This is a genomic window from Mycobacterium sp. 2YAF39 (genome assembly GCF_052114565.1).
Taxonomy (GTDB): domain Bacteria; phylum Actinomycetota; class Actinomycetes; order Mycobacteriales; family Mycobacteriaceae; genus Mycobacterium.
This window is the reverse complement of the sequence record NZ_JBFREZ010000005.1, coordinates 297,771-321,589: the sequence shown is the minus strand read 5'-3', so window position 1 is coordinate 321,589 and position 23,819 is coordinate 297,771. Positions and strand designations below refer to the sequence as shown.

11 protein-coding genes are annotated in these 23,819 nt (G+C 64.2%); 5 read left to right on the top strand and 6 right to left on the bottom strand.

Going from position 1 to position 23,819, the window contains the following annotated elements; translation table 11 throughout:
* Positions 1 to 97: 97 nt before the first annotated feature.
* Positions 98 to 13,690: a BTAD domain-containing putative transcriptional regulator gene (locus AB4Z42_RS16905; RefSeq protein WP_442010341.1), complete on the top strand. Its 13,593-nt coding sequence runs from the start codon at positions 98 to 100 to the stop codon at positions 13,688 to 13,690.
* Between the two features lie 13 nt (positions 13,691 to 13,703).
* Here the strand turns inward: AB4Z42_RS16905 and AB4Z42_RS16900 are convergent, their stop codons facing one another.
* Complete coding sequence (locus tag AB4Z42_RS16900; protein ID WP_442010340.1) at positions 13,704 to 14,927, bottom strand: HNH endonuclease signature motif containing protein; 1,224 nt, start codon at positions 14,925 to 14,927, stop codon at positions 13,704 to 13,706.
* A 138-nt stretch (positions 14,928 to 15,065) separates the two neighbouring features.
* Between AB4Z42_RS16900 and AB4Z42_RS16895 the strand changes: the two genes are divergently transcribed.
* From AB4Z42_RS16895 to AB4Z42_RS16885, 3 genes are read left to right on the top strand one after another with little or no spacing between them, the layout of a single operon-like run.
* Positions 15,066 to 15,839, top strand: coding sequence for an ArsR/SmtB family transcription factor (locus AB4Z42_RS16895; RefSeq protein ID WP_442010510.1), 774 nt, complete (start codon positions 15,066 to 15,068; stop codon positions 15,837 to 15,839).
* A complete protein-coding gene (locus tag AB4Z42_RS16890) occupies positions 15,836 to 16,561 on the top strand; it encodes a DUF899 family protein (protein ID WP_442010339.1) in 726 nt (241 codons plus the stop codon). The genes AB4Z42_RS16895 and AB4Z42_RS16890 overlap by 4 nt, the downstream gene beginning before the upstream one ends.
* Before the next feature lie 16 nt (positions 16,562 to 16,577).
* Entirely contained in the window at positions 16,578 to 17,309 is a 732-nt protein-coding gene (locus tag AB4Z42_RS16885; RefSeq protein WP_442010338.1) for a DUF899 domain-containing protein, read from the top strand.
* 1 nt (position 17,310) lies between these two features.
* Here the strand turns inward: AB4Z42_RS16885 and AB4Z42_RS16880 are convergent, their stop codons facing one another.
* The 5 genes from AB4Z42_RS16880 to AB4Z42_RS16860 all read right to left on the bottom strand — a co-directional run bounded on the left by AB4Z42_RS16880 (position 17,311) and on the right by AB4Z42_RS16860 (position 22,250).
* Positions 17,311 to 17,958, bottom strand: coding sequence for an MBL fold metallo-hydrolase (locus AB4Z42_RS16880; protein WP_442010337.1), 648 nt, complete (start codon positions 17,956 to 17,958; stop codon positions 17,311 to 17,313).
* A 33-nt stretch (positions 17,959 to 17,991) separates the two neighbouring features.
* Positions 17,992 to 18,675: an alpha/beta hydrolase family protein gene (locus tag AB4Z42_RS16875; protein WP_442010336.1), complete on the bottom strand. Its 684-nt coding sequence runs from the start codon at positions 18,673 to 18,675 to the stop codon at positions 17,992 to 17,994.
* Positions 18,676 to 18,730: 55 nt separating this feature from the next.
* Positions 18,731 to 19,471, bottom strand: coding sequence for a glutamine amidotransferase (locus AB4Z42_RS16870; RefSeq protein WP_442010335.1), 741 nt, complete (start codon positions 19,469 to 19,471; stop codon positions 18,731 to 18,733).
* A gap of 75 nt (positions 19,472 to 19,546) precedes the next feature.
* Positions 19,547 to 21,760 carry a catalase/peroxidase HPI gene (gene katG / locus AB4Z42_RS16865; RefSeq protein ID WP_442010334.1) on the bottom strand — a complete coding sequence of 738 codons (2,214 nt, stop codon included), beginning with the start codon at positions 21,758 to 21,760 and terminating at the stop codon, positions 19,547 to 19,549.
* A gap of 34 nt (positions 21,761 to 21,794) precedes the next feature.
* The gene (locus tag AB4Z42_RS16860) at positions 21,795 to 22,250 is read right to left on the bottom strand and encodes a Fur family transcriptional regulator (protein WP_442010333.1); all 456 of its coding nucleotides are present in this window, start codon (positions 22,248 to 22,250) and stop codon (positions 21,795 to 21,797) included.
* A gap of 299 nt (positions 22,251 to 22,549) precedes the next feature.
* On the opposite strand from AB4Z42_RS16860, the gene AB4Z42_RS16855 reads away from it, so the two are divergent.
* Entirely contained in the window at positions 22,550 to 23,773 is a 1,224-nt protein-coding gene (locus AB4Z42_RS16855; RefSeq protein ID WP_442010332.1) for an acyltransferase family protein, read from the top strand.
* Positions 23,774 to 23,819: the final 46 nt, after the last annotated feature.

The following is a 23,819-nucleotide window of genomic DNA, read 5'->3' as shown; positions in this document are numbered from 1 at the left end:
ACCCGAGCCTGCCACACCCGCGGAGGCGTCTTTACTAAACCTTGACCGTGCATTGAATCCCCGACCTGACGATGGTTCCGTGATTACGCTTTCATCCGTGGAGCTGGGGGTTTTGGGTCCTCTGCAGGTCCGGCAGCACGGCCTGCCGGTCGCAGTCCCTGGCGCCAAACCTCGGGCCGTCCTGACGATGCTCGGCCTCAATGGCGGTTCGGTCGTCTCCGCCGACACTCTTGCCGAGCTGCTTTGGGGCGCCCGTCCGCCGCGCACCGCCGTCAAGGCGCTGCAGACCCACATCTCGTCTCTGCGTCGCGCCCTCGGTGACGGCTTCGTCCTGACGGAGGGGACGGGCTGGACCCTGAGCACGACGGACATCGACGCCGCCCGCTACAAGGTGGCCGCCAGGCTGGGCCGCGACGCGATCGCGGCCGGGGACGCCAGCCAGGCGGTGGCGCGTTTCGACGAGGCGCTGTCGCTGTGGCGGGGCATTCCCGAACTTCCGGACGGCCCGCGTGCGGCATCGGAGAAGACGCGATGGATCGAGGGGCACGCCGCATTGGTCGAGGACCGCGCCGATGCGCTGCTTGCGACGGGCCGCGCGGCCGAGATCGTCGGCGAGTTGGAGGCTGCGATCGCCGATGCGCCGCTGCGCGAGAGGCGCTGGGGGCAGCTGATGCTCGCGCTTTACCGCGCGGGCAGGCAGGGCGAAGCGCTCGGCGCGTACCAACGTGCGCGGTCGCTGCTCGCCGATGAGCTGGGCGTCGACCCGGGGCCAAACCTTCGCCGGCTGGAGGCCGCGATCGTCTCCCAGGATGCCGCGCTGGAAATACCGGTATCACAACAACTTTCGACGGTCACCAAGGCAGTGACCTTCCTGCTCACCGACATCGAGGGCTCGACCGCCGCGTGGGAGGCAGACGCCGACGCGATGGCGGTGGCGCTGGCCCGCCATGACGAGATCGTCGAACAGGTCGTCACGTCGCGTGGCGGGCGGCTCGTCAAGACGCGCGGCGAGGGTGACGCCACCTTCTCGGTCTTCGACCGGCCGTCAGCGGCGGCTGCGGCCGCCATCGAGCTGCAGGAAGCGATCCGTCACGAACCGTGGGCGTTGGCCGACCCGATGCGCATCCGGGTGGCCTTGCATACCGGTGAGGTCGAGCTGCGCGACGGCGACTACTTCGGCCGGGCGGTCAACCGCGCCGCGCGCCTGCGTTCCCTGGCCGACGGCGGGCAGATCCTGTGCTCGGGCGCGACAGCCGAACTCGTCATCGACTCCCTCTCGGACGATGTCATCCTGGCCGATCTCGGTATGCGCAACCTGAAGAACCTGGCCCGTCCCGAGCATGTATTCGAACTCCGCTTGGAGGCAGCCGACGATTCCCCCGCGCAACCGACCGAGGCGCCGATCCAGCGGCCCGCCCTGCCTGCCGTGCTGACCGGCCCGGGTCCGTTCGTCGGGCGCGGCACCGAACTCGCGGGACTTCTGGCCGCATGGCAGTCGACGCTCGCGGCTGGTGCGCGCGCGGTGTTGGTCGCCGGTGAACCCGGCGTGGGCAAGACACGCCTGGCAGGCGAATGGTCCCGTCAGGCCTATGAGCAAGGCGCCGTGGTCCTCTATGGCCGGTGCGACGAGGACCTGGGTGCGGCGTATCAGCCGTTCGCGGAGGCCTTGCGCTCGTTGGTGCCGTGCCTCGGTGCCAACCGGCTGCGCGGCCTTCGCGGCGTCGAGGCTCTGCTGGCATTGGTTCCGGGTCTCACCGAGGTGGTCCCTGACCTTCCGACGCCTTCGCGCTCGGATCCGGACACCGAACGCTACGCATTGTTCGATGCCGTGGTCGCGCTGCTGGCGGCCGCCTCGAGTAGTGCGCCCGTCGTCCTGATCCTGGACGACCTTCACTGGGCGGCCAAGCCCACGTTGCTGCTGTTACGACACCTGCTGCGCTTCGGTGAGCACGCCCGTGTACAGATCGTCGGCACATACCGAAACACCGACCTCGACCGTTCCCACCCGCTGGCGGCCATGCTCGCCGACCTTCACCGCGACGGCACGGCCACTCGCCTTTCATTGAGTGGCCTCGATGAGGACGACGTCACCGCATATGTCGCCGAAGCCGGTTACGACGACGAGGAGTTGGCCCGGGCCCTGGCGTCCGTCACCGGCGGCAATCCGTTCTTCCTCATCGAGGCACTGCGTCACGTCGACGAAAGCGGCGGCCGCTGGGACTCGAGCACCCTGCCACAGGGGGTTCGGGAAGCGGTGAGCCGCAGGCTGTCTCGGCTTCCGGCGGAGACGAACAAAGCCCTGGCAGCGGCCGCGGTCGTCGGCAGCCGTTTCCCGCTGGCGCTGGTCGAGAGTGTGGTCGGCGATGATCTGATCGACGCATTCGACGAAGCGAGCAAGGCGGGCATCGTCATCGAAGAGCCGGGCGGTCGATATCGGTTCAACCACGCCATCGTCCGTCAGTCTCTGCTCGCCGAGCTTGCCTCGGTGCGTCGGATGCGGCTGCATCAGAAGATCGCCGTGACGCTCGAAACCGAGTCGGGCGCCGACGACGAACTCCTGGCCGAACTGGCCTACCACTACTTCGAATGTGCGTGGGCGGGCAACGCGGCCAAGGCAGTTGAGTACTGCCGGCGCGCGGCGGACCAGGCGATTGAACGCCTCGCGTACGAAGGTGCGGCCGACCTGTACGACAGGGCGTTGCACGCGCTGGAGGAGCTCGACGAGGAGCTGTCCGATCGCGACGCTCAGCAGGCTGAGCTATTGGTCGCGCGATGCGAGGCGCTGCTGGCGGCAGGCGATGTGGTTTCGGCGGCGGGCGCGGTGTCGCAATTGCAAAGGGCTGCGGGCGATTCTGTGCGTTTGACGGCCTGGGGTACATGTTTCGATGGGCAGCTTTCGATGCTGACCAACCCCGAGCGGTTGGACGAAATCGAGTCCGCGGTGGGTGCGGCCGCCGAACAGCTGGCCGGACTGGAGGACGCTGCGGGGGAGGCCAACGCTCATACGGTTCGGGCCGCGTGTCTGGCCCGTCTCGGACGAATCGGTGATGCCGAGACCGCTCTGGACCAGGCGCTCACGGCGGCGCGGCGCGCGCATGAACATCGCCGGGTGAACGCCGTGCTGGCCGGCGCACCGCTTGCGGCATTGTGGGGCCCCAATCCGGTACCTCGCGCAGGCGGGCGGTGTCTGGATGTCGTTCGGCTACTTCGCATCACCACAGGGTCGCCGGTCGTCGAGGCGACGTCGACGAGATGCCAGGGCGTGCTGGATGCCTTGCGTGGCCGCGCTGCCGCGGGCCGTGCCCTGATCGACTCCGCGCGACGTTCGCTCACCGAACTCGGTATGCGCCACGCGTTACTCGAAGTTGAGCAGTTTGCGGGCATCGTCGAGTTGGTCGCCGGCGATCCCGGCGCCGCCGAGGCGCATTTGCGGCGGGCGTACAACGGCTTTCGCCGCATGGGTCTGGATGCCGATACCGCGGAGACTGCCGCGCTAATGGCCCGGGCATGTCTTGCGCTCGACCGGGATACCGAGGCCGATGAGTTGTGCACGGAGAGTGAGCGTCTCGCCGGGCACGCGTTGAAGGCGTCGATCGCGTGGCGATCGGCGCGGGCGCAGCTGCTGGCGCGCGGGGGAGCTTACGACGAGGCCAGGCGGGTCGCCGAGGAGGGCGTCGCTGTCGCAGAGCGCACCGACCTTTTGGTCGATCACGGTGATGCCTGTCTGACATTGGCCGTTGTGTTGGGCGCCGCCGGCGACAGTGCAGCGGCGTGGGCTGCAGCCGAGCAGGCGGTCGAGCTGTACGAACGGAAAGGTGCCGCGGCACTTGCTGAAATGGCGCGCAGCGTGCTCGGGCAAGGCGGCCCGTCCGTACCGGCTGTATCGGTCGCGGCAACCGTCGAGCCGGACAACGAGTGTGTACGAGTGCTTCGCCGCGTAGACGCGGCCGTCCTGAACATGGCCCGGGACGAGTTGGAGCAAGAGTATGCCTCCGAAGGTTCGATCGAGAGTCGCCGCAAGATAGTGGGCTTTGGGCGGATCGCTTATCGACCTAGCGAATTCGCAAGCCAGGCCAGAGATTTCGGTCGCGGGATGGGTGCTAGAAGTGCCCGGCGTGAGGTCGTCGCAGTGCGGGGTGAGCGTTTGGCCCTCACCAGGTTGGGGGTCGGCACCGCTGACACAAGCCCAGGGGCGCCGCAGGATGAGATGCTGCAACTTGTCGGCCTCGATGAGGAGGGCCGGATCGCGCTGCAGATCTGGTTCGACGTCGAGGATGTGGACGCCGCGATCGCCGAGATGGACGCTCAGCACGTGCGGCTCGAGCTGGACACCGCATGTGTACGGGTGATCAGCCGCCTTGATGCCGCCTACGACCGCGATGATTGGGATGAGGTAGCGCAGTGCATTGCACCGGTCGTCAGCGTTGAGAGTCGCCGGAAGATTGTCGGTATCGATCGATTCGACAATTCTCAGAGTGAATGGCTGGACGGGGCAAAGCATTACCGTGAAGCGCTCGCGCAAATGCGTTACCGCCACACTGTTGTCGCGGCGCGGGGTGAGCGGCTGGCTCTCACCTCGTTGGAAGTAGGGCCGAAGGATCAGAGCCCCGGTGCACCACGGGATGCGTTGCTCCAGCTGTACGGCCTCGACGAGACGGGCCGACTCGCGCTGCATATTCACTTCGACATCGACGACTTGGATGCCGCGATGGCCGAACTCGACGCAGAGTACGTTCGGCTCGAGGAACAGCTGTCTCAAACGCCACTGGAGAACGAGTGCGTGCGCGTCGGCAACCGGGTGCTGGCGGCGGCAAATAGCGATCTCTGGGATGAGTTCGAGGGGCTTTATGCAGTCGAGACAACCGTCGAGAGCCACCGAAAGATGGTCGGCTTCAGGCAGGCCGACCTCGTGTCGACGGAGTGGCCGCATGTGAACAGGCGCGCTCTCGAGGCGGGCGCTGTACGAGGTAGTCAAGAGGTTATAGCGGTGCGCGGCGAACGCTTGGCCCTCGCCCGCGTGACGCTTGGCACCCCCGACGAGAGCTCCGGTGCACCCAACGACGTTTATCTCCAGCTGTACGGCATCGATGAGGAGTATCGGATCTCGCTGCAGGTGTTTTTCGACCTCGAAGACATCGACGCCGCAATGGCCGAGCTCGATGTCCGCTTCCTCGCGGGCGAAGCGGCACCGTACGCGCACGCATGGTCGGTCGTCGTTGGCGTCTTCGCTGCGCTTGGTCGTCACGAGATACCGCCTGCAACGCCAGACTGGGTGAATATCGATCACCGGGCAGGGACACCGCTCGCGCATAGCGACCTCAGGGCAATAGTCGCCACGCTCAACGAACTCACACCAAACCTCAGCAATTACGTTGAGTCAGTGCATCTGCTGCACGATCGCGGAGCGCTTTTTACCCAGGTCTCTGGTGGAACATCGCCGGATGGCTTCGATGCCGAGTGGCGGATACTCAACCTGCTTATGATCGACGGCGACAAGGTCAGTCGCTGCGAGCTGTTCGACGAAGCCGATATCGATTCCGCCATAACGAAATTCGAGGCGTTGAGCCGCCCGGCCCCGCAGCTGGAGAACGCCGCGAGCCGGGCCGATGCTCAGTTCAATGCGCTCTTTGCGGACAGCCGCTTCGATGAGATCGGCGCGCTGCTTGTCGACGACCTCCGGGTCGAAGACAGGCGCCGCGGACTTCACCGGGTGGGCACCGACCGCGCCACCGAGCTCGCGGAGGTGCGTGCGATTGCCGACCTCGGGACCAGATCGATGACTTCCGAGGTTATCGCGGTTAGGGGCGAGCGCCTCGCGCTTGTTCGGACCCTCTATTCGGGCCATACGGGCAGAGATCAGCGACCCGATGCGTTCCACACCGAGGTGCTCCGCATCGCACAGGTCGACGCGAACGGGCAGATCGTGGCGTACGTCGCGTTCGACCTCGATGATATGGACCAGGCCATCGCCGAACTCGAAACTCGCTATCTCGGAGGAGAAGCGGCCGTCTTCGCACATCCGTGGTCGGTTATTGCCAGAACCTATGCCGAGTTCAACCGCCAAGAGCACGACCCTTCCAGCGTGGTGAACATCGACCACCGCCGGGTTGCACGGTTCGCGCCCGGCGACCTGACCGCCGCCAACACGAAGGGCATCACGCCGAACCTGCGCGCCTACGTGCAGAACGTGCATCGGCTCGGCAATCTTGGTGCGGTCGTGACTTGTTCGTCTTATGGGACGTCACAAGAGGGCTTTGAGGCCGAGTGGAGGACGATCCTACTTCAAACGGTCGACGGCGACCTCATGACCCGAAACGAGATGTTCGACGAGGCGGACCTCGACGCCGCTCTCGCTAGGTTCGACGAACTCAGCCGCCCAGCGCCGCAGCTGGAAAACGCGGCAAGCCGCGAATACCAACGCTTCAACACGTATTACACGACTGGCGACTGGGAGGCCTTGGCCACAACTATGGCCGAGGATTTCTATACAGACGATCGTCGTCGGTTCGTGGGAGCGGGGGGTCAGCCCGGGCGTAATGCCGCGATCGATCACGCCCAGGTCACTGCCGACCTGGGGGTCAGGAACGCGACGTCGACCGTCATTGCGATCCGCGGGCAACGGCTCGCTCTGATGCGCGCCCGCTTCTGGGGAAGGGGTGAGTTGCCCGATGCTTTCCATACCGAAGTGCTTCACATGGTCGAGATTGATTCGCGACAACAGATCGCGACGTTCCTCGCATTCGACCTCGACGACCTCGATGCCGCGATCGCGGAAGTCGATGCCCGGTACGCCTCGGGGGAGGCGGCGCCGCACGCGCGTGTGTGGTCGGTTCTCACGCGCGCATTCGCCGCGCTCAATCGGCGCGAAGTTCCCACGATGACGAAGGACTGGGTCCGAGTCGACCACCGGTCGCTCCAGCCATTTGTGGCGGGCGATTGGGCCGCGTATCTCCATGAGACGTGGCGGCTCACGCCGGACGTCGTCACCTACATCGAGGCCGTGCATCGGTTGAGCAGTCTCGGGGCGGTCGTCACCCATACCGCGTATGGGACCTCGCATGAGGGTTTCGACGCGCAGTGGCGGATGATCGACATCTTCACCGTCGACGGTGAACTTATTAGCCGTGCAGAGCTCTTCGACGAGGCAGACCTCGACGCCGCGCTTGCTAGGTTCGACGAACTCAGTCGACCGGCGCCGCGACTCGACAACGCGACAAACCGCGTAGTCGATCGATATCTTGCGCACTTCGCGACCCGCGACTGGGACGTCATGGCCGACGCCCTGGCAGAGCATGTGTCGACCGACGACCGTCGCCGCGTGGTGAACGCCGGCGCCCGAAGCGGTCGCGATGCCGAGATCGCGAATATGCAAGCCATGGCCGAGATCGGTTGCACGAATATCACATCGATCGCCGTCGCTCTCCGTGGAGAGCGTCTAGTTCTTGCGCGCCACTCTTTCACCGCGCCCAATTGGCCCGGGCTGGACACCGAGACCATCGACGTCGTCGAAAGTGGGGCCGATGGCCGGATCGTGGCCGAGATCGCGTTCGATCCCGAAGACATCGAGGCCGCCATCGCGGAGCTCGACACGCGTTACCTGGCAGGCGAAGCGGCCCCTTACGCGCACACGTGGTCAGTCATCCTGCAGGGCTACGCCGCAGTCGAGAGACACGAGATCCCCGCGTGGACACCGGATGCGGTGAACATCGATCACCGGCGCGCGGCAGCGTTCGCGCCCGGCGAACTGTCCCCGTATCTCCATGCAATGTGGGATCAGACGCCGGATGCCTCAATTTATATTGAGGCCGTCCACCGGCTGACCAGCTTCGGCGCAGTCGTCACCCATGTGGCAAAAGCAACCTCGCATCAGGGGTTCGAGGGTGAGTGGCGAGAAATCACCCTGTCGACGATCGAAGGTGACCGGATCAATCGCAGCGAGATGTTCGACGAGGCAGACCTCGACGCGGCACTCGCCAAATTCGACGAACTGAGTCAGCCGGCGCAGCGGTTAGAGAATGCGGCAAGCAAGGCGCATGAAAGGCTCTTGACGCACCTCGCTGCGCACGACTGGGATGCGATGGCGCAGACGATGACCGACGACATTGTCGTAGATGATCGTCGCCACGTGGTGAATGCCGGTGTCCGCCACGGTCGCGAAGCCGCGATCGCCGACTCACGAGCCATCGCCGACCTCGGGGTCATGACAACGACATCGACCGCCATTGCGGCGCGGGGCGAGCACCTCATCCTCACGCGTTTGCGAGCATTCGGCGCTGACCCCGAGTCGTTTCAAATCGAGATCCTCCACCTTGTCCAGGTAGTCCGCGACGATCAGGTCGCAGCGATCGTGATGTTCGACCCCGACGACATCGAAGCGGCTTTTGAGGAACTCGACAAGCGGTATCTCGACGGTGAAGCGGCCGCGCATGCGCACACGTGGTCGATCATCACACACGGTTTCGCTGCGCTCAATCGGCGCGAGATCCCCGCAACATCACCGGATTGGGTGACCATCGATCATCGTCTATCAACGTCTTTCGAGCCCGGCGAGCTGGCGGCATACATTCGTTCTCTGTGGGACGTCGCTTCCAACGTCTCCGTTTACATCGAGACCGTGTATCGGGTGAGCGACTTCGGAGCGCTCGTTTGCAGCGTTACGCGCGGACGAACACATGAGGGCTTCGACGCCGAGTGGCGAGAGATCAATCTGGCGACCGTCGACGGTGAGCTCGTTACGCGCACCGAACTTTTCGACCACGCAGACCTCGACACCGCGCTGGCCCGATTCGACGAACTCAGTCGGCCGATACCGGCGTTGGAAAACGCGGCGAGCCAAGTAAACAACCGTTTCGACGCCTGTTTCGTGGCCCGCGACTGGGCTGGCATGGCGGCGATCGTGGCCGAGGACATGTACAACGATGACCGTCGGCGGGTCGTAGGCGCCGGGATGCGGCACGGGCGGGATGCCGAGATCGCGAACATGCGGGCCGTCGTCGACCTGGGTGTTAAGTACGCGAAATCAATCGTCGTTGCCACCCGCGGGCAGCACCTCGCCCTCCTTCGGACCCGCTTCTCCGGTCACAACCAGGGTCCCGAAGCGTTCCACACCGAAATAGTTGACCTCGTTGAGATCAACGCCGACAACAAGATCACGCGACGTATCGCATTCGATGCTGACAACGTCGGCGCCGCGTTCGAGGAGCTCGACGCTCGCTACCTCGCGGGCGAGGCGGCGTCGCATGCACAAGCTTGGTCGGCTGTCATACAGACCACGAAGGCATTCAGCAGGCGTGAAATTCCGGCTGGAACATCGAACGCGGTGACCATAGATCACCGTCACGGAGCGGCGTTCGCTCCAGGCGAGCTGACTGCGTACATGCGTGCCACGTGGCATCTCTCGCAACAGACCACGCTATATGTTGAGGCGGTACAGAGACTCAGCAGTTCCGGGGCTGTCATCACCCTCGCGGCTCACGCGACCTCGCGTGACGGATTCAGTGCCGAGTGGCGAGTGGTCAATCTCTTCATGTTCGAAGGTACTCTCGTCGACCGATGCGAAGTCTTCGACGAGGCAGACCTCGACGACGCGCTGGCAACGTTTGATGACCTCAATCTTCCGGCACTACAGCATCAGAACGCGGCAAGTCGGATGATCACGCAGTTTCAGGAAGTCTTCGGCGCTCGCGACTGGGATGGTATGGCGGAGATCTTTGCCGACGACATCTGCCTTGACGACCGACGTCGGGTGGTCGGAGTCGGATTCTCCGGACGCGACGCCATACTCGCAAACATGCGGGCATCCGCCGATGTCGGCGTCAAAAGCGTAACGTCGACGGTCATCGCGACCCGTGGAAACTCCTTGGCAATGCACCGTGTTCTGATCAACGGCAGGGATAAACGACCTGAGGCCTTCCGGACCGACGCTCTCGTCATCGGCGAGGTGGACGGCCGGAACAGGATCATCGCCTTTGTCATGTTCGATCTGGGGGATATCGACGCCGCATTCGAAGAACTCGATGCGCGTTACCTGGCGGGGGAAGCGGCCGCGCATGCGCATACGTGGTCAGTCATCGCCGAGGGCTACGCCACACTCAATCGCCACGAGCTGCCGCCGACCCCGCCCGACTTCGTTAGTCTCGACCGCCGACGCGGGGGAGGCGCGTTCGCAGCCGGAGAATTGCTCGCATTTGTCAGCGCCTCGTGGGATGACACGCCCGACAACAAGATCCGCGTCGAGGTCGTCCATCGGCTGAACGATTTGGGTGCGGTCGTGTCAAGCGCGACGCGGGGATCGTCGTTAACAGGCTTTGCCCCTGAGTGGCGTGAGATTGATGTTGTGACGGTCGGCGGCGACATGATCAACCGAACCGAGCTGTACGACGAGGACGATCTCAACGCCGCGCTCGCAAGGCTCGACGAACTCAGTCTGCATGCGCAGCGGCCAGTGAACGCGGCAAGTCGATTGTCCCAGCGCCGCAACGCCTACTTCGCGGCTCGCGATTGGGACGCACTGGCGGAAACACTCTCCGAAGGCTTCTTCAGCGACGATCGTCGCACGGTGGTGAGTGCCGGCGTCACACGCGGGCGACATGCGCAAGTGGCGAGCAATCGGGAGGCCGCTGCCCTCGGTGTCACAACGATCACGTCAACCTTCATCGCTATTCGCGGCGAGCGTGTCGCGCTTAGCAATACACGAATCTCGGGCAGCGACACAACCGCCCAGGGCTTCTACGTCGAGCAGTTGGGTGTCGTCGAAATCGACGCTGACGAGCGAATGGTCGCATACATCGCATTCGACGTTGATGATGTGGACGCAGCCTTCAAAGAACTGGACGCGCGCTACCTCGCTCACCTAGCCCCCGGTTGCGCGCACACGTGGTCGGTGATCGCAGAGTCGTTCGCCAGGATCAACCGACGCGACCTACCTGAATCGGCTCGGGACGTGATCAGCATCGACCACAGTCACGTGACCAAGATGGCGCCGGGCGATCTGAGGGCGAACATCCTCGCCGGGTGGGACGTGGTGCCGGACATCTATATCCGCATCGAGGCTGTGCATCGAATCACTGATGTCGGAGCGGTCCTGACCTGGGTCGCCACCGGTACGTCACGCGAGGGCTTCGAAGCCGAGTGGCGATCCATCAACGTTCAGATCATCGACGGTGAGATACCCAGCCGGGTCGAGCTATTCGACGAGGACGATCTCGACGCCGCGCTCGCCAGGTTCGACGAACTCAGTCGCCACGTCCCGCGGCTGGAGAATGCGGCCAGCCGAATGTACCAGCGTTACATAGCTTTCTGGGCGGCTCGTGATTGGGAGGCTGTGGCGGGGTCCATTGCCGACGAGATTTGTCATGATGATCGCCGTCGCGTGGTGAACGGTGGTATTCAACGCGGTCGAGACGCCGTGATCGCGAATATGCGGGCGATTACAGGCGTCGGCGTGAAGAACGTCGAGTACTCCGTCATTGCGACCCGAGGAGATCGCCTCGCCCTCGGCCGATCCCGCGTATCAGGTGGTGGTCAGTGGCCCCAGGCGTTCGGCACCGAGCTGCTGAACATCGTCGAAGTCGACGCCGATAACCGGTTCATAGCGGGCGTCGCGTTTGATCTCGACGACATCGACGCCGCCTTCGAGAAGCTCGAGTCCCGTTTCATCGCCGGCGAGGCCGCGCCACACGCGAATTTATGGACGGCCATCACGCAGGCGTACGCCGGAATGACGAGAGGCGAACTTCCCCCGACGTCCTCCGACCTGGTGAACATCGACCATCGGCGTGTCACCTCAATGGCGCCTGATCACGGGATCGCGTATCTCCGCGCCTCGTGGGATCTCGCGCCGGAATTCCAGCTCCACGTCGAGGCCGTACACCGGCTTAGCGACCTGGGAGCTGTCTTCACCCGATGGTCGAAAGGGACCTCAAAGGAAGGTTTCGACGCTGAGTGGCGAGCGATCGATGTAATCACTGTCGACGGCGACCTGATCAACCGCGGCGAAATCTACGAAGAAGCAGACCTCGACGCCGCACTTGCGAGGTTCGACGAACTCAGCTGTCCAGCAACACCATTGGAAAAGTTGGTGAGCAAGGTGGGCCAGCGCTTGCGGGCGGCCTTCGCTGCCCGCGACTGGGAGGCGTTGGCTGCGTTGCTGGCCGACGACCTATACAACGAGGATCGCCGTCGAGTCGTGAACGGAGGGATTAAATACGGTCGTGACTCCGTGCTGGAAGACATGCGGGCCGCCGCCACCATGGGCATCCAAGAATTCGCGACAATTGAGATCGCGACCCGCGGGGAGCGTCTTGTTCTGGTTCGCGCAGAGTCGAGTTACGGAGGACGACCCGGGGCGTTCTATGTCGAAAATCTTGCAATAGCTGAGGTCGACGCCGACGCGAGGATGACAGCCCAGGTCATGTTCGACCTCGACGACGTCGATGCTGCATTCGAAGAACTCGATGCTCGGTATCTCGAGGGCGAGGCTGCTGCATACGCAGATACTTGGTCGGCAATCGTGGAGGTGTACGCCGCGTTCAATCGGGACGAACTTCCTTCGGCGAACTGGGTGAACATCGATCACCGGCGAGGAACGCCTTTTGCGTCCAGCGACCTGAGCACCAGTATCCGCACCTCCAAGGAGCTCACACCCGATCTGCACGTCTGCGCGGAGACGGTGCATCGACTGAGCAGGTCTGGCGCGGTCATCACGAACGCTTCCTTCGGGACATCGCAAGCGGGCTTCAAAGCAGAGTGGCGGATGCTCCAAGTTCTGATGGTCGAAGGCGGCCGCGTGTACCGCTGCGAATTGTTCGACGACGCCGACATCGATGCCGCGCTCGCCAGATTCGACGAACTGACCGTGTCCACATCGCTACTCGAGAACGCCGCGACCCGTGCGAATGCGCGTGTCGTCAATACGTTCAATCGCCGGAATATGGACGGCTATCTCGCAGCCCTGACCGGAAACGCTCACTACGACGATCGGCGTAAGGGGCTGCAAAACGCGGGTCCACTAGACCGGCAATTCGTCGGTGCGATGTTCGAGCCTGAGCGAGCGATGACCTGGCAACTGGAGACGGAACACGTCGGCATCAGAGGGCGCCACCTCGCGCTTACTCGCCACATCTTCCGCGACGCCGCCGAGGCCGACCGACCGATAACTCTTGCGGCGTTACTGCTTGTCGAGACGACCGACGATGAATTGCTTGACAGTGCAGTTCTTTTCGACCCCGACGATATCGACGCCGCGATGGCTGAGCTGACAGCTCGCTGGATCGCTCGTGGAGAGGTCGCTCATCCCCAAGTGATCGAGGCGGCGTGTCGGTCGAACGAGGCTTACAACCGTCACGCGTGGGAAGTCATGGCCGCAATGGAAAGCGGCGCCACCTATGTCAATCACCGGCAACTCGTGGGTGCAGAGCCTGAGACGATCGAGGATCATTGGCGCTCCATCCGCGCCCTCGCCGAGCTGGTCCCTGATATGTGGACTGAGCTCGCGGAGGTGATCACCTATTCGGCTGCCGGCGTGCTCACCCATGTTGTCGTGAAGGGCACGACGGTCGAAGCCACGAGCATCGAGCTCCCGGCGATCACCCTCATTTTGTTCGACGGAACTCGCGTCACTCGCATGGAGGCATTCGATCTCGACCAGCGTGATCTGGCCGTAGCCCGATTCCAAGAATTCAGCCGCTAGGCCGCGCAATCACCTAGTTGTTGGTTGGTGGTGGTTGGGGTTCGAAGGGCTGGTACCACCACCAGTCGGCGCGTTCGCCGAGCGGTCCGCGGCAGGGCGCTACGGCGGGTGGGGGTCGTGTTGGTGGGCGCGCCAACGATGCCGCGCTGAGTGGTCGACCGCTGCTGTCGGTGACCTTCACAAGGGTGGCGGGTCCGGTGATGGTGATGACACCGCGGTGATGCAAACGGTGGTGGTAGGCGCAGAGCAGTACCAGGTTGTCCAGTTCGGTGGGTCCGCCGTTTTCCCAGTGCTGGATGTGGTGGGCGTCCAGGCCGCGGGTGGTGTCGCAGCCGGGGACTGCGCAGGTGCGGTGGCGGTGTTCGAGTGCGCGGCGGAGTCGGCGGTTGATGGTGCGGGTGGTGCGGCCGGAGCCGATGAGCTGGCCGTCGCGGTGAAACCACACTTCGCACGTGGCGTCACAGGACAGGTATTGGCGGTCGGCGTCGGTGAGCAGCGGACCCAGATGCAACGAACCGGTGCGTTGCTCAACATCGAGGTGCACGACGACGGTGGTGCGCTGCCCGTGGGGCCGCCGGGCCACATCGGCATCCCACCCGGCTTCGATCAGGCGCAGGAACGCATCGATCGTGGCGGGAAACGGCGGCGCCTGATCGGAGCGGGCATCGGTGTCGTGGTCGTGTTTCCAGTCGGCGACCAACGCGTCCAAATGGGACTGCAGTGCGGCGTCGAATACGGCGGCGTCCACGTGCGGAAGGGTGATCTTCCACGTGGTGGATTCCTCGTCAGAGTTTTTCGTGATCGACCGCACCGGCTCAGACCGTGGTTCGGGTTCGGGGCGGGGTTCGAGTTTGACCGCGGTACGCAGCTGGGTGACGGTGGCGACTGTGGCCAATTCGACGTAGTGCTCGTCAGATCCGTGGCCTGCCCGCGTCGCGAGGACGCCGAGCTGATCCAGTGACAGTCGGCCTTCGCGCAGACCGGCCGCGCAGCGCGGAAACTCTTCCAGCCGGCGTGCCACGGCGGCGATGACAGAAGCGTTGGCCGGGGAGCAGCCGGTCTTCCACGCCACCAGCGCCGCGACCGACCGTGCTCCGGTCATGCCGATCAGCGAGTCGCGCTCCATCTCGGCGGCGATCTCCACGATCCGTCCGTCGATGGCGTTGCGCTGACCGGTCAACTCCGCCAACTCATCGAACAACACCTCAACACGCTCTTTGGGTGCGATCGACGACATACCCCATCAAAGCACCCGAGTCCGACAAGTTCCGGCCGCCGGATCCGCGAAACCGAGGCGCTGACCATTGACACGCAGCCGCGTAGCTGCCTATGTTAAATATGCAGCCAAACAGCTGCATTAATTGAAATGGCAGAGATGGACGAGGTCTTCAAGGCGCTGGCCGACCCCAGCCGACGACTGCTGCTCGACAGCCTGAACGCGCGCAACGGACAGAGTTTGCGCGACCTGTGCGCCGGGCTGTCCATGGCGCGGCAGTCGGTCAGCAAGCATCTGGCGGTGCTCCAAGGGGCGAACCTCATCACGACGGTGTGGCGGGGTAGGGAGAAACTCCACTACGTCAACGCCGAGCCGATCAACGCCATCGCCGACCGCTGGATCAATCAGTACGACCGCGCGCGGGTGCAGACACTCGCGGACCTCAAGATCGCATTGGAGACCGAACCGATGAGCAAAAGCGCCGACTTCGTCTACACGACCTACATCCGCACCACCCCGGAGAGACTCTGGCAGGCGATCACCGATCCAGCCTTCTCGCACCGCTACATGGGGCACGCGATGGCCTCGGATTGGCAGAAGGGCTCCACCTACGTCTGGGAAGACAGGGCGCTGAAGATCGAACACCCGGAGCAGGTGATCCTCGAATCCGATCCCTACCGCAGGCTCGCCTTCACCTTCCACACGTTCGTGCCGGAGCTGACCGAGTTGGGCCTCGACGAGGACGTCATCGCCAAAGCGGCGGCAGAGAGTCGATCCAAGGTCTCTTTCGATATCGAACCCGTTGATGACGGCCAGGTGAAGCTGACCGTCATCCATGACGGTTTTCCTCCGGAAAGCACAGTGCGCGAACTCATTTCCGGTGGCTGGCCGTGGAAGCTCGCCAACCTCAAGACCGGGCTGGAACAGTCATGACAGCGATGCCGGCGATCGCGGACCGGGCGACCTGGCAGGCGCAGATCGACGAGCTCCGGATGCGGGAGAAAGCGCACACCCGAGAAGGCGATGCTATCGCCGCGGCCAGACGCCGGCTGCCGATGGTCGAGGTGGACGCATCGACCCCGCTGGTCGGTCCGGACGGACCGACAACACTTCTCGACGCCTTCGAGGGCCGCGGGCAGTTGATCGGCTACTACTTCATGTGGCACACAGGTCATTCCGCGGCCGAACAATGCGAGGGCTGCACATGGTGCACCAACAGTGTCCAGGAACTGTCGTATCTGCACTCGCGCGACATCACCTACGCGGTCCTCTGCCAGGGGCCGTACGACGAGAGCAGGCGCTACCGGGACTTCATGGATTGGCACGTGCCGTGGTACTCGGCCCAGGAATCTCTCGACACCCTGCTGATCGGGCGTCAGAAGGGACTCATGCACCTGGTGTGCTATCTGCGAGACGGCAACCGCGTATTCGAGACCTACTGGACCAACTACCGCGGTGTGGAAGCGATGGACTACAACTTCGCACTGATGGACCTCACCGCGTACGGACGGCAAGAGGTGTGGGAGGACTCACCACCGGACTGGCCGATTCGCCCGATCGCCGACAACAGCGAGCGGATACGCGAAAACGGGCGCCCGATCGCCCAGTGGTCACGGCTGAAGGCCGGCCGGTCCGACGAACTCTCGCCGAAATGAGGAGGGAGACAAAGACATGAAGACGCCACCGATCGTGTCGGCAGGGGAGTGGGACGCCGCAGTCCAGGCGATGCTCGCCAAAGAGAAGGAAGTTCAACGCGCCCGCGACGCACTGGCCGCCCAGCGACGCCGCATGCCGTGGACTCTTGTCGAGAAGCAGTATGTGTTCGACGGCCCCGACGGCAAGCTGAGCCTGCTCGACCTGTTCGACGGCAGACGCCAATTGATCGTCTATCGCGCATTCATCGAACCCGGCACGGGCGGCGACGATGTTCCCGGCCACCCCGGCTGGCCCGAACACGGTTGTGTGGGTTGCTCGTTGATGGCCGATCACGTGCCCAACCTTGCTCACCTCAACGCGCGCGACACGACTTTCGTCTACGTCTCCCGCGCAACACAGCCGGAGCTCGAGCGGATGAAGGCGAAGATGGGATGGCGGCACCCGTGGTTCAGCATGCTCCCCACAGAGGGCGGAGCCTTCGACAAGGACTTCGGCTGCGACTTGTGGCACGCCACCAACGCGTTCATCCGCGACGAGAACGATCGCATATTCCGCACCTACATGATCAACGGCCGCGGTGACGAGGTATTCGTAGGCACGTGGAATCTCCTCGACATGACAGCCCTGGGGCGCCAGGAACATTGGGAGGATTCACCCGACGGCTATCCGCAGAGCGCGCCGTATGAATGGTGGCGCTGGAACGACACGTATGCAGAGCAGGGGCATGGCCCCGTCACGTGCTGCTGACCTACGCCACACTCGCCAGCGCCTGATCGACGATCTCCGACCACCGCACAGCGTCGACGGCTTCGATCGGCGTCTCACCTCCGAAGGCACTGGAGATCACGACGTCGGGCTCGACAGAACCGAGCAACTTGACGCTGTCCCGCATTGCCGCGGGATCGCCCCGGCCCGGTACCACGAACGTCGACCAAGTGCCATCGCCGACGGGAAAGATGGTGTCGCCGGTGAACAGGTACCGTTCGCCGCCCGCACCCGTCACGAGATAGCAGGTGCTTCCCGGTGAATGGCCCGGCGTGGGAAGCACTTCCACACCGTTGACGTCGAGGTTCCTCGCCGCCTCCAGCGGTACATCGACGCGGCCGTGTTCGGCGATTGCCTCCAGTTCGGCTGCGGGAGCATGCAACTGACGGCCGAAGCGCTCGGCGATCGCGGTCAGGTTCGGTCCGGCCTCGTCGAGGTGCGAAAGATACTGGGCACTGATTCCGCCAAGCGAATCGATCGCATCGAAGTCTGCGTCACCGAGGAGGCTGTAGAACAGCACATTGCCGGCGGGCCGTCGCCACAGATAGGCGTGGGTCCTCAATCCGGGGAAGGGCGAGTCCATGCGGGTCTGGTAGAGATCGTCGCGGATCTGGGTCAATGGATTGGTCATGTCGCCAGCCTGCTTCCTCAACCAATGTTGAGGTCAAGTGCTCGACTGTGGAGTCACGCCGGCTATCCGGCCCGCCACGACTGCCGCAACCGTGAGTGTGCCCTGATCGTGCGCAGCGGAATAGCGATCAGCGGCCTTGTCGTGGTGTGCGCCGGCGATCGCCGCGTGGTCGGTCGGCAGGTGTCCCTCGTCGACGGGCCACCCTTGCTTGCGGAGGTTCACGGCGAACTCCTGGCTGATCGCAATCGGGATGACGTCGTCGTCGACACCGTGCAGCAGCGTGAACGGTGTGCGCTGCTGAAATCCCGATAGATCGGTAGGCAAGCGGGCGCCGGAAATCGGTTCGGCGACCATGAATGCACCGGCCAGGCATACGGTGTGCGCCAGCCGTACCTCCAGCTTTTCGGAGTGAATGTTCACTCCCGCGGCAGCAACGCCGCCCATCGACCAACCGACCAGGACGATATCGTCGGGAGATGCGCTGACCTCGCGCGCGAAGTGCAACGACGCCAGCAGATCGGCCCGCCCACCGTCATCGGCGTGGGAGTTCCAGTCGGCCACCACAACACCGATGCCGTATCCGGTGAGAACGTCGGCGAGGGGGCGCATGCTGGCGCGGGCATCGGGCTGCGAACCGTGCCACATCAGAACTGTGCGCTGCGCGGGATCGCCGTAGACATCGGCCGAACGGCCCTGCGCGTACTCCACCGTATCCATGAACCCCGGGGTTCCCGTCTCGCTGAGAACTTATTCCCCCGTAGTCAAAAGTCAGTCAGGAATGTCGTGCATACCGTTCGATGAAGCGCCGCAGGATCGTGTGCGGGTGCTGGACATTCCATTGCCGCGCTTCGATTTTCAACTGCTCCGCCGACTCCGGCGCGAAGTAGCCGTGGTCCTTGTACGCATTGAGGCGGACGTCGATGCCGTCGAGATCGAGTTCGGGGTGGAACTGCGTGGCGTAGACGTTGTCCTTGACCCGGAACGCCTGAACCGGGCATTGCGGCGAGGTGGCCAGGCACAACGTGTCCGCCGGCAGTGTCGTCGCCGCCTCCTTGTGCCCGCCGTATGCGTCGAAGACGTCGGGTAGTTCGGCAAAGAGCGGATCGGTGCGACCTGCGTCGGTGACCGTGATCGCCATGCCACCGACCGGTTCCGGATACGAACGGTCGACCACCGCGCCGATGACGGTTCCCAATGTGCCGACGCCGTAGCAGCATCCGAGGAACGGATAGTCCGCGTCCACGATCCGCCCGATCAATTCGAACAACTCGGATTCGACGCGTTGTTGCGTCGACGACTTGGACTCCGGCGCATCGCTGACGGTGTAGGGGCCGCCGCCGAGGATGATGCCGGACCAGTCGGCGAGGTCGACGACCCCCAAGGACTCGTGGGTGAGGCTGATCCGGTGCACGCCCGTCGTATCCAGACCCGCGAACCGCATCACCGCCCGGTACTCGTCGTCGGCTGCTTCGTCCTCACCACGGATCGACAGGAGTAGGAACGGTGCGTCCACGGAAAATAATCTACCGAGCACAACGCCCCGCGAGGAGTGATAACTCGCGGGGCGCTGCGTCGTGTTGTTAGGCGATCAGTCGAGGTCGAACCGGTCGTTGTTCATGACCTTGACCCACGCGGCGACGAAGTCCTCCACGAACTTCTGCTTGTTGTCGTCCTGCGCGTAGTGCTCGGCCAGCGCCCGCAGCTGCGAGTTCGAGCCGAACACCAGATCATTGGCGGTCGCCGTCCACTTCGGCTGGCCCGACGCGCGGTCCACACCCTCGTAGACGTTCTCGGCCGTTCCCGACTTCCACTGGGTTCCCATGTCGAGCAGGTTGACGAAGAAGTCGTTGGTCAGCACGCCCGGCTTGTCGGTGAAGACACCGTGCTTGCTGCCGCCGTGATTGACGTTCAGCGCACGCAGCCCGCCGACCAGTGCTGTCAGTTCCGGCGCTGTCACGCCCAGGAAGATGGCCTTCTCCATCAGCAGCTGCTCCAACGGAGCCTTCTCGCCCGGACGAACGAAGTTGCGGAACCCGTCCCACCGAGGCTCGAGCACGGCGAACGACTCGACATCGGTGTCCTCCTGCGTCGCATCGGTGCGACCCGGCGCGAAGTGGACATCGATCGCGAAGCCGGCGTCCTTGGCAGCCTTCTCGACCGCCGCCGAACCGGCCAGCACGATGAGGTCGGCCAGGGACACATTCGTGCCGGACTCCTGCTTGATCTTTTCCAGCACCGGCAGCACCTTGGCCAACTCGGAGGGCTCGTTGGCCTCCCAGTTCTTCTGCGGCTCAAGGCGAATGCGGGCGCCATTGGCGCCGCCGCGCTTGTCGGTACTGCGGAACGTGGCCGCCGACGACCATGCCGTCTTGACCAACTGCTGCACGGTCAGTCCGGAATCGAGCACCTTGGCCTTGAGCGCCTTGATGTCGTCCTCGCCGATCAGGTCGCCCTCGACGGCGGGAACCGGGTCCTGCCATAGCTGCGGCTCTGCGATCCACGGGCCGACATAGCGGCTGATCGGACCCATGTCGCGGTGGAGCAGCTTGTACCAGGCCTTGGCGAACGCCTCGTTGAGCTCCTCCGGGTGGTCGAGCCAGCGGCGGGTGATCGCGCCGAACTCCGGATCCTCCCGCATCGAGACATCGGTGACCAACATCGTCGGCTTGCGGTTCGGCCCGCCGAACGGATCGGGGATGATCGCCTCGGCACCCTTGGCCTCGAACTGCCAGGCACCGGCGGGACTCTTCACCAGTTCCCACTCGTTGCCGTACAGGATCTCGAGGAAGCGGTTGCTCCACTGCGTCGGCTTGTCGGTCCAGACGACCTCGAGACCGCTGGTGACCGTGTCGCCGGCCTTGCCGGAACCGAACGGGCACTTCCAGCCCAGGCCCTGCTGCTCGATCGGAGCGCCCTCGGGCTCGGGGCCCATGCCCTCGTCAGGGCCGGCGCCGTGGGTCTTGCCCAGTGTGTGGCCACCGACAATCAGGGCGGCCGTCTCCTCCACGTCCATGGCCATCCGGCCGAACGTCTCCTTGATATCGATCGCCGCGGCGATCGGATCCGGCTTGCCCTCGGGACCTTCGGGGTTGACGTAGATCAAGCCCATCGTGGTGGCGCCGTACGGCTCGGCGAGATCGCGCTCACCGGAGTAACGCTTGTCGGTACCGAGCCACTCGTCCTCCTCGCCGAAGAGAATCTCGACCGGCTCCCACACATCGGGTCGGCCGAAGCCGAAGCCGAACGTCTCGAAGCCCGCCGACTCCAGTGCCACGTTGCCGGCGAACACCAGCAGGTCGGCCCAGGAGATCTTGTTGCCGTACTTCTGCTTGACCGGCCACAGCAGGCGACGCGCCTTATCCAGGTTGGCGTTGTCGGGCCAGCTGTTCAGCGGCGCGAAGCGCTGCATGCCTTCGCCGCCGCCGCCGCGGCCGTCGTAGATGCGGTAGGTGCCTGCAGCGTGCCAACTCATGCGGATGAACAGACCGGCGTAGCTGCCGTAATCGGCGGGCCACCAGTCCTGCGAGGTCGTGATGACCGAAAGCACATCGGCCTTGAGGGCCTCTGGGTCGAGCTTGGCGAACTCCTCGGCGTAGTCGAAATCGGCGCCGTATGGGTTGGAGAACGACCCGCGCGCGTGCAATTTCGACACGTCGACTTGGTCAGGCCACCAGTCCTGGTTGCTGCGCGGAGCGTGCTCCTTCGGCTTGGGCGTGTCGATTACCGGATTTTCGCTCTCACTTCCGCTGCTCGCCGTGGGCTTCTCGGGTGACGGCGGCTTCGCGTCAGGTGTATCAGACACAACATTCCTTCCAGGGTTGGGTGATGGGCTGTGATCACGGATGTGATCTGGAAACTTGTGTTGACGAACAGTCGGGACACAGGCCCCAGTAGATGACCTCGGCCTCGTCGAGGACGAAGCCCTCGAGGGAACCGTCTGGATCAGATGGAGTCAGGCACGGCGTATCGCCGACGGCGCAGTCGACGTCGGCGATGATCCCGCACGAGCGGCACACGACGTGATGGTGGTTGTCGCCGACGCGGGATTCATAGCGCGATACGGATCCGGACGGCTGGATCCGGCGGATCAGACCCGAGGCCGACAGCGCGGCGAGGACGTCGTACACCGCTTGACGCGACACGTCGGGAAGGCCGGCGCGCACGGCTGAGAAGATCGTCTCGGTGTCGGCGTGCGGAAGGGCATACACCGCCTCGAGGACAGCCAACCGTGGCCGGGTCACCCGAAGATCAGCCATCCTCAGCTGGTCTGCGTAGTCCGGCGCCGAGGGCATACGCCCATCATGCCCCTTTTCTGGAATCAGTCAAGACTTGATCATGGGCGCGTCGGGGGCGCGCCGGACATCCAACGGTTCGGCGCTCACTACCCACTCGGCCAGAGTGCCTGGTTGGCAACGATTTTGGTTGTCACACAGCGAATTGACAGCGTGTCCGAACGTGCCTTGGCCCTGGTGCCGCTGCTAACCTGCGAAGCTGCAGGATGCATGGTCGCGGGGAGGCGGACCGCCCGGCAGACGAATGCACGCATGTGTCACCGACCGAAACTGCTCGAGTCCCTCACGAAGAGAGTGTTGTGCGTACCGGAGAGATCAAGGCCTTATCCGGACTGCGCATCGTCGCTGCCGTGTGGGTCGTGCTCTTTCACTTCCGCCCGCTGCTCGAGCAGGCGGCCCCGGGATTCAGGTCGGCGCTCGCGCCGGTGCTCAACTGCGGCGCCCAGGGCGTGGACCTGTTCTTCATCCTCAGCGGATTCGTGCTGACGTGGAACTATCTCGACCGGATGGGTGAGTCCTTTTCGTGGCGGTCGACTCTGCACTTCCTGTGGCTGCGCCTGTCCCGCGTGTGGCCGGTCTATCTGGTGACGATGCACCTCGCCGCGCTCTGGATCATCTTCACGCTCAACGTCGGCCATATCCCATCGGAGGCCGCCAACCAGCTCACCGCGGGGAACTACGTCCGTCAGTTCCTGCTCGTGCAGCTGTGGGTCGCGCCCTACTTCGACGGAACCAGCTGGGACGGACCGGCATGGTCGATCAGCGCCGAGTGGTTGGCCTACATCCTGTTCGGTGCGCTGGTGCTGGTGATCTTCCGGATCGCTCGAGCAACCAGGGCGCGGGGCCTGTTCTTCCTTGCCGTCGCGGCCACACTTCCGCCTCTGGTGTTGCTCATGGCCACCGGCCTGTTCTACACACCGTGGAGCTGGTTGCCGCGGATCATCATGCAGTTCACCGCGGGCGCCCTCGTGTGTGCCGCCGTCCGCAGGCTTCATCCGAGCGACCGAGCGCGCACGGGTGCCGGTGTCGCGTCGCTTCTCATCGCGGCGGCCATTGTCGGCATCCTGTACCTGCTCGACGCGCATCCGATACCGACGATCTACGACTCGGCGGCACTGGTCGATCTGCTGTTCGTGCCCCTGATGCTGACCCTGGCGATCGGCGCAGGCACCCTGCCTGCACTGCTTTCCCTACGTCCGATGGTCTACCTCGGTCACATCTCCTTCAGCCTGTACATGGTTCACGAGTTGGTGCACACGACCTGGAACTGGATGGTCATGCAGTTCGAACTACGGCTCGGTTCGGACCTTGCGGGAAAGGCGGTGCTCCTCGGGCTGCTCGCGGTGGCATTGATCGGCGCGGTGCTGCTGTACCACGTCGTCGAGGAGCCGGCGCGGCGATGGATGCGCGGCATGATGAGCCCGCCCGGCGACTCTCGACGGGTCCCGGGCCACGGCACCCTGCATACGATCGACGCCCAGCGCGAGGAGCGGACACCGGTGGTTTCTGCACGTGCGGGATGAGTTCGCGCGTCGTCAACGTCCATTTCGTCAATTGAGACCTAGGCTG

Bases quoted from the DNA above. Each gene is read 5' to 3' on its own strand.
- AB4Z42_RS16900 (WP_442010340.1), bottom strand. From the start codon at position 14,927: ATGTCGTCGATCGCACCCAAAGAGCGTGTTGAGGTGTTGTTCGATGAG.
- AB4Z42_RS16895 (WP_442010510.1), top strand. From the start codon at position 15,066: ATGGACGAGGTCTTCAAGGCGCTGGCCGACCCCAGCCGACGACTGCTG.
- AB4Z42_RS16890 (WP_442010339.1), top strand. From the start codon at position 15,836: ATGACAGCGATGCCGGCGATCGCGGACCGGGCGACCTGGCAGGCGCAG.
- AB4Z42_RS16885 (WP_442010338.1), top strand. From the start codon at position 16,578: ATGAAGACGCCACCGATCGTGTCGGCAGGGGAGTGGGACGCCGCAGTC.
- AB4Z42_RS16880 (WP_442010337.1), bottom strand. From the start codon at position 17,958: ATGACCAATCCATTGACCCAGATCCGCGACGATCTCTACCAGACCCGC.
- AB4Z42_RS16875 (WP_442010336.1), bottom strand. From the start codon at position 18,675: ATGGATACGGTGGAGTACGCGCAGGGCCGTTCGGCCGATGTCTACGGC.
- AB4Z42_RS16860 (WP_442010333.1), bottom strand. From the start codon at position 22,250: ATGCCCTCGGCGCCGGACTACGCAGACCAGCTGAGGATGGCTGATCTT.